Source organism: Nocardioides sp., assembly GCF_036401255.1.
Lineage (GTDB): Bacteria > Actinomycetota > Actinomycetes > Propionibacteriales > Nocardioidaceae > Nocardioides.
The window spans coordinates 1-9,212 of sequence record NZ_DASWVI010000408.1; the positions used below are offsets into that span (position 1 = coordinate 1).

Consider the following 9,212-nt stretch of genomic DNA (forward strand, 5'->3'; position numbering starts at 1 on the left):
CCTCGGCGCCGGGCTGGCGACCGCGGCCAGCCCGGTCGCCGGGCTGTTCCTGGGGCTCGTGGCCGCCGCCCTGTGGCTGGGCCGCCGCCGGACCGCGGCGTACGTCCTCGGTCTGCCCCCGGTCGCGGTGGTCGCGTTCTCGGCGGTGCTGTTCCCGTTCTCCGGGACCCAGCCGATGCCGTGGTACTCCACGATCCTCCCCGTCATCGCGGCGGGCGCGGTCGCGATCTCGGTCCCCGAGAGCTGGCGGATCGTGCGGCTGACCGCCGGCCTCTCCGCGCTGGCCGTCGTGCTGGTGTGGCTGATCCCCTCACCGATCGGCACCAACGTCTCCCGGCTCGGGCTGCTGTTCGGTGGCGTCGTGCTGCTCGCCGCCGCGGCCAGCGGCCGGTGGCGTACCTCCGTGCTCGCCCGGCGCGCCGGTCCGCAGGCCGCCCGGACGTTCCTGGTCCTGGCCATCTTGACCACGTCCGTGTGGCAGGTGGCCACCGCGGCCCGGGACGCGGTCGGGGCGAGCGGCCAGACGTCGTGGGGGTCGGACCTCGACCCGCTGCTCGCGCAGCTCGAGCAGCGCCACGCCGACCGCGGCCGGGTCGAGGTCGTGCCCACCCGCAGCCACCGCGAGGCCGCGGTGTTCGCCCCGCACGTGCCGCTGGCCCGGGGCTGGAACCGGCAGGCCGACGCGGAGCGCAACCCGCTGTTCTACCGCGACCGACCGTTGACCGAGCACGCCTACCGCCGCTGGCTGCACCGGTGGGCGGTGCAGTACGTCGTGCTCTCCACCGCTCAGCCCGACGGCGCCGCGATCGCCGAGACCGAGCTGATCACCGGCGGGCTGCCCTACCTCGAGCCGGTGTGGTCCGACGAGCACTGGACGCTCTACGCCGTACGCCGGCCCACGCCGCTGGTGTCGCCGCCGGCGCGGGTGGTCTCGTTCGACGCCGACCACCTGACGCTGTTCACGCCCCGGGCGGGCGACGTCGTCGTGCGCATCGCGGACTCGCCGTGGCTCAGCGTGGAGGACGTCGGCCGTTCCCTCGACGTGGGGTCCTCGTTCGTCCAGCGGTTCCTGACCGAGCCGTGCCTGTCCAGCCTGGACGCCCTCGACGTCGCCGGCACCACCCACCCGCGGCGAGGCGACTGGCTGGTCCTGCACGCACCCTCCGCCGGCACCTACCGCATCTCCGCGCCGTACAAGCTGCCGCGCGGCACCTCCTGCCCGTCGTAGGACGCCCCGCCGGGACGTCAGCCCGGAGGTCGCGAGGTCGCCGTCGAGCTCGGGCAGAAGGCCTCGCGGGGCGAGCCGGTGTGGAGCTCCTCGGGGAGCGCCACGGTGAGGTCGTCGGTGGGGAGCCCGGTGAGCACACCGCCGCGCTCGACGCGCAGCACGACCGCGGTGACGAACGCGCCGGCGCGGGCCGAGAGCGTCTCGCAGCCGCCCATCAGCAGGTCGAGCGTGACCGGCGCGGACTCGCCGGGGGAGAGCCGGAGCGTGGTGCGGCCGTCGGCGCCGGTGAGCCCCGTGTAGGTGAACAGCCGGCTCGGTGGCTGCTCCTCGGCGAGACCGCGAACCGTGATCGGCAGCCGGTCGTGGTTGGTGAGCTCGAAGGTGTAGCGCAGCGTCCCGCCGTCGTCGTAGCGCACCTGGCGGACCGTGCGGTCGGCGATCTCGAAGACCCCGGTCGCCTCGGTCCCCGCGACGGAGGTCGGCCCCTCCGCGCGCAGCGCCGGCTCGGACCGGGCGAGGGCGATGCCGCCCGCCGCCAGCAGGGCGAGCAGGACGAGCGCGACCAGGCCGGCGCGCCGACCCAGCCTCGACCTACGCACGGGACCGGCGGCGCCGCAGGCCGAGCAGCAGGCCGAGTGCGGCGGCCGTGGTCGCGAGGGGGGCGACCAGGACCGCGCCGGACGCCGCGTCGCCGGGGGCGGCCATGGTGGTGGGCTGGGCCGGGCTGTCGAACCACTCGCAGGCCGGCGGGTGCTTCCAGGTCGGGTCGCTGCGGTCGTACTGGCTGCAGCTGAGGAAGCCTGCGTCCTTCACCGGGGCGCCGGGCAGGAAGACCGACCCGCCGTCCGCGCAGGAGGGCGGGGGAACGGTGAAGTTGTCGGTCTGACCGGCCGAGCCGTAGTGGTTGTCCTCCCAGCAGTTGCCGACGCCCTGGTCGTCCCACCAGTGGTCCGTGCCGTTGGGCCGCTCGGTCCCGGTCGGGTCGATGCCCATCCGGTTCTGGAACGTGTGGTTGTGGTTGGAGGTGTCGTAGAGGTGCGTCGGGTCGTAGTCGTCGCGCAACGGCGCCGGCACCCAGAACTGCATGGTGCCGTAGCGCCAGTTGTCGTAGATCCAGTTGTGGTCGGTGGAGTCGTAGTTGCCGCCGGCGATGAGTACGCCGGTGCCGACCGGCGTCGGCACGACCGGGCAGACCGTGCCCTGCATGTAGCCACGCTGCTCCATCGGCTTGTCGCACACGCCGGAGTCGACGAACGCCGTGTACCAGTTGGCGTTGTTGGAGTAGATCCGGTTGCGGTTCCAGCGGGCGTGGTCCTGCGGCAGCCCCGGGTGGCCCGGGAACAACGAGTCGGTGGCGATGCCCGTGGCGTTGTCGTGGAAGTCGTTGTCGTGGGCCCAGATCGAGTTGCCGGCGGTGCCGGAGTAGCCGAGCGTGTTGTCGTGGCTGTCGTTGCGCCGGATCTCGATGGCGTAGCGGGTGGCCTCGAACTCGGTGTTGTCGGCGTTGAGGTCGGACCCCGAGCCGGGATAGATCCCCGAGTCGCCGTTGTAGTAGGCCTCCGAGCGCTGGATCAGGCCGTGGTCGCTGGCGAACGCGAGGATGCCGTACTCGTCGTTGCCCCGCGCGACCACGCGGTCGATCACGAACCCGTCGGTCTCGAGCACGTAGATCGCGTTGAACTCGGCCTGCTGGAACGTCATGTTGCTCAGGTAGAGCCCGCCCGCGCGGTCGGCGCGGATCGCGTTGAGCTTGGCGAACCGGTTGTCGACGACGACGTCCGCGGGCGTCATGCCGGTGCCGACGAGCTGCAGGCCGCAGAACCGGCTGTCGCAGCGGATGCTGTCGTTGCCGGGCGTCCGGTCACCGAAGACCGCGATCAGGTTGAGGTTGTGGGCGCACCGGCGCTGGTCGGCGTACGACAGCGCGATCGGGTTCGACTCGCCCTCGGCCGCGGCCGCCTCCTCGGCGCCGGGGTCGGGCGAGGAGAGGCTGCCGATGTACTCCGAGAACGGCAGGGGGGACTTCGAGGCGGTCTGCAGGTGGGAGCAGTAGTCGCTGCGCCCGGCCTTCGCGTACTTCGCCTCGTGGTAGGTCCCCGGCAGCACGTAGACGGACGTGTGCGGCCTGCTGACCGAGTCGATCGCGGTCTGGATCGACCGGTAGCGACACGAGGCGAGCAGTCGCTGATTGCGTGCCTTCACCGGACCGTCCGGCATGGCGGCGACCCGCTCCGCGCTGTCGCGCTGGCACACCACGCGCTGCCGCGGGTTGTCGAAGCCGAGGAACGACGGCCGGTGGCCGGTGCCGTCGGGGAACTGGGCCGGCCGCTCCTCGTGGGCGGCCGCCGGTCCGGCGCCGCCCAGCACGGTCAGTGCGGCGAGGAGCGCCGCGAGGGAGGCCACGAGTGCAGGGGCTCGACGAGTCATCGGGGAACCTTTCCGTCGGCTCCCCAACGACGCCGTGAATCCCGGGGTTACGCGCCGGTCACCTCAGCCAGCGCAGCACCGCGGCTCGCACCTTGTCCGCCGGGCGTTCCAGGGGGAGCGCGCTCCCGGCGCCGGCGAACGTGCGCATCGTGACGCGGGTGGGGTACGCCGAGGCCTGTTGCTTGCGCGCGGCGGGTCGGCTGAGGGCGTCGTCGGTGCCGTAGAGCAGCAGGACCGGCGCATCGACCTGGCCGGCGGCGACGTTGGCGGCGACTAGCATCGCGCTCAGGCTGCCGACGTCCCCGCACGGGTCGTCGACGCGCAGCCGCGCGGCCGTGCGCTGCACGTCGGCGGGGGCGTTGGCGAACATCAGGGCACGGTAGGCGGCGCCGGTGGGCGCCAGCGGCGCGTAGTCGGCCGTTCCGGCGCACGCGGCGCTCTGCCGGGCCGCGGTGCGGGTGGCGAGCGAGGTCGCGCCTCGATCGGTCCACGACATCAGCACGAGACCGTCGACGTCGTCGAAGGTCCCCGCCTCGACCTGTGCGATCGCGGCGCCGACGGCGTGGCCGTGCGTGACCACGTGCGCGGCCGCGGGGGTGGTGCCGACCCCGGGGTCGGCGAACGTGTACCGCCCGGACTTCAGGTGCTGGATCACCTGGTGCAGCATGTCGGCCTGCGCGCCGAGGCACGTCGCGTCGCCGTTCTCGAGTCGGCTGGCGCCGTACCCGAGGCGGTCCAGCACCAGCGAGGTCTCGCCCCGGCGGGCCAGCTGCCGGGCGTAGTCGTAGCCGGGGTGGCCCGGCAGCCGCCAGAACCAGGAGCCGGTCGCGAGGTCGTGGACGAGCACGTTCACCCGGAGCGCACCGCTGCGCCCGAGCACCGCCGCGCGCGGCCCGACCAGGCGCGCCCGCACCTCGTAGGTCTGGTTGTCGGGCAGGCAGAGCACCGAGGTGGCGTTGGTGTTCTCGAGCTCGAAGACCACCTCGCGGGCGACGACCCGCGGGCCGGCGGCGGTCGCCGGAGCCGGGGGAGCGGCCAGCAGGGCGCCGAGCAGGGCGGTCAGGACTCCGAGCAGCGTCAGCCTCACGCTGTTGAACCTACGTCAATAGCGTGGCCGCCGAAATGTGAGGTTGTTCGCGTCCGGCGGAGGTTTCGCGCCAGACTTCAGCCATGGTGAGCAGCACGGACCGGGTGATCGTGGTCGGCGCGGGAGTCATCGGCCTGACCTGCGCGGTGCGTCTGCTCGAGGCGGGCCACCGCGTCGATGTGGTCGCCCGCGACCTGCCGCTCGAGACGACGTCCGCGGTCGCCCCGGCGTTCTGGTACCCGTCCCGCTCGCTGCCGCAGGAGCGCGTAGCGGCCTGGGCGGCGACGTCGTACGCCGTGTTCGACGCCCTGGCCGACACCGATCCGGAGTCAGGGGTGCGGATGGTGCCGGGCACCGAGGTCTTCGTCGCGTCCGAGACCGATCCCTGGTGGGGGCCGGCGGTGCCGGGCCTGGCCCGGACCCGCGCCCTCCCGCACGGCTGGGTCGACGGGTGGACGTTCAGCACGCCCGTGGCCGACCCCGGGACCTACCTCCCCTGGCTGGCCGGCCGGGTCGAGGCGCTGGGCGGCACGATCACGCGGCTCAACCTCTCGGCGCTGCCGACGGGCCGCGGGCTGGTCGTCAACTGCGCCGGACTCGGCGCGCGCCTCCTCGGCGCGGACCGGACCGTGGTGCCCGTGCGCGGTCAGCTGCTCGTGGTCGAGCAGACCGGCGTGGACCGCTGGTGGCTGGACCGGTCCGGACCGACCTACGTCGTGCCCCGCGAGCACGACGTGGTCGTCGGCGGCACCGAGGTCGAAGGGGAGTGGAGCCGGACCCCGTCGACCTCGACCGCCGAGGCGATCCTCGAGCGCGCGACCCGGCTGGTGCCGCAGCTGCGTGGTGCCGGCGTGCTGCGCCACCGGGTCGGCCTGAGCCCGGTCCGCCCGGCGGTCCGGGTGGAGCGGGTCGGGGACGTCGTGCACTGCTACGGGCACGGCGGCGCCGGGTTCACGCTCAGCTGGGGCGCCGCCGACGAGGTCGTCGCCCTGGCGTCGGTCAGTGCCGCGGCTCGAGCAGGCGCGTGAGACCCGCGATCACCAGCATCACCGCCCCGAGCAGGTACGTCGTGGACGCGAACCCGTCGGCCCGGGCGAGATAGACGGAGCCGATCACGGCCGCGCCCAGACCGAGCCCGGCCTGCATGGTGGTGATCAGCAACCCGCTGCCCAGACCCGCCATGTGACCGGGGACCTGGCTGAGGATGATGCCCATCAGCGGCGACCAGGTGAGACCGAACCCGAGCCCCACGACCGCGACCGCCGGCAGCGCCGGAGCGGTGTCGTCGATGCCCGCCAGCGCCAGCCACGCGAACCCGGCGGCCCCGACGACGGCGCCGACGGTGAGCACCCAGGCGCCGTACCGCGGGACCAGCCGTCCGGCCACCAGCGAGGCCACGAGGAAGCCCAACGACATCGGCAGCAGGCTCACGCCGATCTCCAGCGGGGTCCGGCCGGCCACCTGCGAGGCGTAGCCGTAGACGAACATGAACCCGCCGAAGGACACGAAGAACGGCAGGCCGGTGAGCAGGCCGACGCCGATGCTGCGGAAGCGGAACAGCGAGAGCGGCACGAGCGGGACGCCGCCGCCGCGCTCGACGCGCAGCTGCCACCACACCAGTGCCGCGCCGACGGGCAGCACGGCGATCAGGCAGGCCCAGGTCCAGGCCGGCCAGCCGGTGGCCCGCCCCTCGGTGAGCGGCAGCACGAGCAGCGTCAGCGCGGTCCCGAGGAGACCGGCGCCGACCAGGTCGAGGGCGGGCCGGGTCGGGGCCTTCGTCTCGGGGACGAAGCGCCAGACGCCCAGCATCACCAGCGCCGCGATCGGCACGTTGACCCAGAAGATCGAGCGCCAGCCCAGGTCGGAGTCGCTCAGCGTCCCACCGATGAGGAACGCCAGCGAGGTGCCCAGACCCGCGCTCGCGCCGAACCACGCGAGTGCCCGGGTGCGGTGGTGGCCCTCGTTGGCGGCGTGCAGCGTGGCGAGCACCTGCGGTGCGACCAGTGCGGCCGAGGCCCCCTGGAAGAAGCGGGCCCCGACCAGCGCCGCTGGGCTCTGGGCGGAGGCGCACAGGAGGCTGGTCACCGCGAACACCAGCAGGCCCAGGGCGAGCAGTCGCTTGCGGCCGAAGCCGTCGCCGAGCCGCCCGCCCATCGCGACCAGGCTGGCGTACACCACGCCGTACGCCGCGACCACGAGCTGGAGCACGGCCGGGCCGGCGCCGAGGTCGCTGCCGATCGAGCCGAGCGCGACGTTGACGGTGAAGAAGGACATGATCGGGATCATCACGGCCGCCAGCGCGGCCGCCAGGCCGAGCGGGTGCATCCGCAGGGGTGCATCGGTGGCCACCGCGGCGCCGGCCGGGATGGTGCCGGCGGGGGTGACCGGGACAGTCGTCGGAGTCGTCATGCGGACCAGCGTGGGCGGCCCGCGATCCTGGTGGTGAGAGCCTGTCGATCCTGGTACCACGAGTAACTGGATACCGGCTCCGTTTGGGTCCACCATGGATCGCATGCCCGACAGTCGCCGCGCCGAGCTCGCGGACTTCCTGCGCTCACGCCGTGAACGCCTCTCGCCGGAGGACGTCGGCCTGCCGCCGGGCGGCCGGCGCAGGACGCCGGGCCTGCGTCGCGAGGAGGTCGCCCTCCTCGCCGGCGTCGGCGTCACCTGGTACATCTGGCTCGAGCAGGGCCGCGACATCAACGCCTCCGTGCAGGTGCTCGACGCCATCGCCCGGACCCTGCGCATGGACGCCCAGGAGAGGTGGCACCTGTTCCAGCTCGCCGGCGTCACCCTGGTCGCCCCGGCCCGGGAGTGCCCCGGGGCCGCGCCCGGGCTCCAGCGGATGCTCGACCAGCTCGACCCGTTCCCGGCGGTCGTGCTCTCGCCGCGCTGGGACATCGTGGCCTACAACCGCGGCTACAACTGGATGGGCGGCGACCTCGACTCCATCGAGCCGGGCGAGCGCAACCAGGCCTGGCTGTTCTTCACCCACGAGCACTGGAGGAACCTCTGCGTGCGCCGCGGGGAGGCGATGACGCACCTGGTCGGCGCGATGCGGATGGCGATGGGTCAGCAGCTCGACGACCCGCTGTGGCCGCAGCTCGTGCAGCGGCTGCGGGAGGCGTCGGAGGAGTTCGACGCGCTCTGGCGCCGCCACGACGTCGTCGACCAGGCCCTGCCGGCGAAGGACTTCCGCAGCGCCGTCGGCGAGCTGCACCTCGAGTCCCACAAGTTGGGGATCGGTCAGTCCGGGATCAACCGGATGATGGTCTACCTGCCCCGCGACGAGGTCACCGAGACGCGGCTGGGCGAGCTCGTCGCCTGGGGCGAGAGCAGCCGGTTCAGAGCGGGGTGACCGCCACGACCGCCGACGGCGCGATCGCGCCGTAGACGTGCGGGAAGGTCTCGGTCACGCCCGGCGCGGGCGGCTCCTCGACGACGGGTACGCCGAGCAGGTCGGTCTCGATCTCGAGGAGGACCAGCGGCTCCGCGACGTCGGCGTAGAACGTGGCCAGCACGCCCTCCCACTGGTCGGCGCGGCTGGCGTGGACGAAGCCCTCCTCGGCGAGGCTGCGATCGACGGTCGAGGTCGTGTAGGCGCCGGACTCCTGGGCGGCGGTCCAGTCGGCGCGCGTGGCGATGTGGAAGATCCGCACGCGTCCATCGTGACAGGCCGCACGGCCCGATCAGCGGGCAGTCGGGCGACCGACCTGGTCGGCGTACCACCGGATGCCCGTGAGGTGGTCGGCGATCCCGCGCAGCGTCCAGTTCGCTCCGCGGGGGACGTCCCACTCGGCCGATCCGGCCGCGGCCAGCCGCAGCGAGAAGGTGCGGCCCAGCCGGCGCAGCCGCTGACGCGCCTCGTCGAGGTCGAGCTCGGTGAAGCGCGCCCAGTCGGCGTCGAGGGTGACCAGGCTGGCGTGCCAGCGGTCCGGCTCGGTGGGCACACCGGCGAGGAGCGCCTCGACCTCGGCGAGGTGGTCCACGAGGTGGTCGGCGATCCGGCGCACGGCCTTGTGCGGGGTGTAGATCCGGTCGCCGTCCTCGCTGACGGCGGGGCGGCCGTCCCAGGCCAGCCAGGTCGCGGCGACCTCCAGGCAGTGCTCGACGGCGGACTCCACGTGGACACCGGGGTTCTCCATGGGCGGCACGCTAGGGGCCGGATGCTTCGGCGCCGGGCGAAACGTGCCCGCCGTACGCTCGCCGGGTGAGCGACACCGACCTGGCCGCCGTGGGCGCACTGCTCGGCGACCCGAGCCGGGCGCGGATGCTGGACGGCCTGATGTCCGGCCGGGCGCTGGCCGCGGGCGAGCTCGCCCGGATCGCCGGCGTCGCGCCGTCGACGGCCAGTGAGCACCTGGCCCGGCTGCTCGCGGGCGGCCTCGTCGAGGTGGTGGCGCAGGGCCGGCACCGCTACTACCGGATCGCCGGCCCGGCGGTCGCCACCGCGCTCGAGTCGCTGTCGCA

At 73.7% G+C, this 9,212-nt stretch carries 10 protein-coding genes; 4 read left to right on the forward strand and 6 right to left on the reverse strand.

Translation table 11 applies throughout. The annotated features are described in order from the left end of the window. On the forward strand, window positions 1–1,228 hold a 1,228-nt coding region (locus tag VGD85_RS18925), incomplete at its 5' end, for an MFS transporter (RefSeq protein WP_331064979.1). 17 nt (window positions 1,229–1,245) lie between these two features. Here VGD85_RS18925 and VGD85_RS18930 read toward each other — a convergent pair. From VGD85_RS18930 to VGD85_RS18940, 3 genes are read right to left on the reverse strand one after another with little or no spacing between them, the layout of a single operon-like run. Beyond that, the gene (locus VGD85_RS18930; protein WP_331064980.1) at window positions 1,246–1,827 is read right to left on the reverse strand and encodes a hypothetical protein; all 582 of its coding nucleotides are present in this window, start codon (window positions 1,825–1,827) and stop codon (window positions 1,246–1,248) included. After that, window positions 1,820–3,655: a right-handed parallel beta-helix repeat-containing protein gene (locus VGD85_RS18935; RefSeq protein WP_331064981.1), complete on the reverse strand. Its 1,836-nt coding sequence runs from the start codon at window positions 3,653–3,655 to the stop codon at window positions 1,820–1,822. Before VGD85_RS18935 ends, VGD85_RS18930 begins: the two co-directional genes overlap by 8 nt. 58 nt (window positions 3,656–3,713) lie before the next feature. Continuing rightward, entirely contained in the window at window positions 3,714–4,742 is a 1,029-nt protein-coding gene (locus VGD85_RS18940) for a hypothetical protein (protein WP_331064982.1), read from the reverse strand. Between the two features lie 83 nt (window positions 4,743–4,825). Between VGD85_RS18940 and VGD85_RS18945 the strand changes: the two genes are divergently transcribed. After that, window positions 4,826–5,770, forward strand: a complete 945-nt coding sequence (locus VGD85_RS18945; protein WP_331064983.1) for an FAD-dependent oxidoreductase — start codon at window positions 4,826–4,828, stop codon at window positions 5,768–5,770. On the opposite strand, the gene VGD85_RS18950 is transcribed toward VGD85_RS18945, so the two are convergent. Further along, window positions 5,742–7,151 (reverse strand): MFS transporter, encoded by a 1,410-nt coding sequence (locus tag VGD85_RS18950; protein ID WP_331064984.1) that lies wholly within the window; start codon window positions 7,149–7,151, stop codon window positions 5,742–5,744. The two genes, VGD85_RS18945 and VGD85_RS18950, sit on opposite strands and share 29 nt — an antisense overlap. 103 nt (window positions 7,152–7,254) lie before the next feature. On the opposite strand from VGD85_RS18950, the gene VGD85_RS18955 reads away from it, so the two are divergent. Then, on the forward strand, window positions 7,255–8,100 hold the full coding sequence (locus VGD85_RS18955; protein WP_331064985.1) for a helix-turn-helix transcriptional regulator: 846 nt from the start codon (window positions 7,255–7,257) through the stop codon (window positions 8,098–8,100). Here VGD85_RS18955 and VGD85_RS18960 read toward each other — a convergent pair. Together VGD85_RS18960 and VGD85_RS18965 are read right to left on the reverse strand one after the other, a co-directional pair. After that, window positions 8,087–8,401, reverse strand: coding sequence for a DUF952 domain-containing protein (locus VGD85_RS18960; protein WP_331064986.1), 315 nt, complete (start codon window positions 8,399–8,401; stop codon window positions 8,087–8,089). The genes VGD85_RS18955 and VGD85_RS18960 overlap by 14 nt on opposite strands. Before the next feature lie 30 nt (window positions 8,402–8,431). Continuing rightward, window positions 8,432–8,887 carry a hypothetical protein gene (locus VGD85_RS18965; protein WP_331064987.1) on the reverse strand — a complete coding sequence of 152 codons (456 nt, stop codon included), beginning with the start codon at window positions 8,885–8,887 and terminating at the stop codon, window positions 8,432–8,434. A gap of 65 nt (window positions 8,888–8,952) precedes the next feature. On the opposite strand from VGD85_RS18965, the gene VGD85_RS18970 reads away from it, so the two are divergent. Then, on the forward strand, window positions 8,953–9,212 hold a 260-nt coding region (locus tag VGD85_RS18970; protein WP_331064988.1), incomplete at its 3' end, for a winged helix-turn-helix domain-containing protein.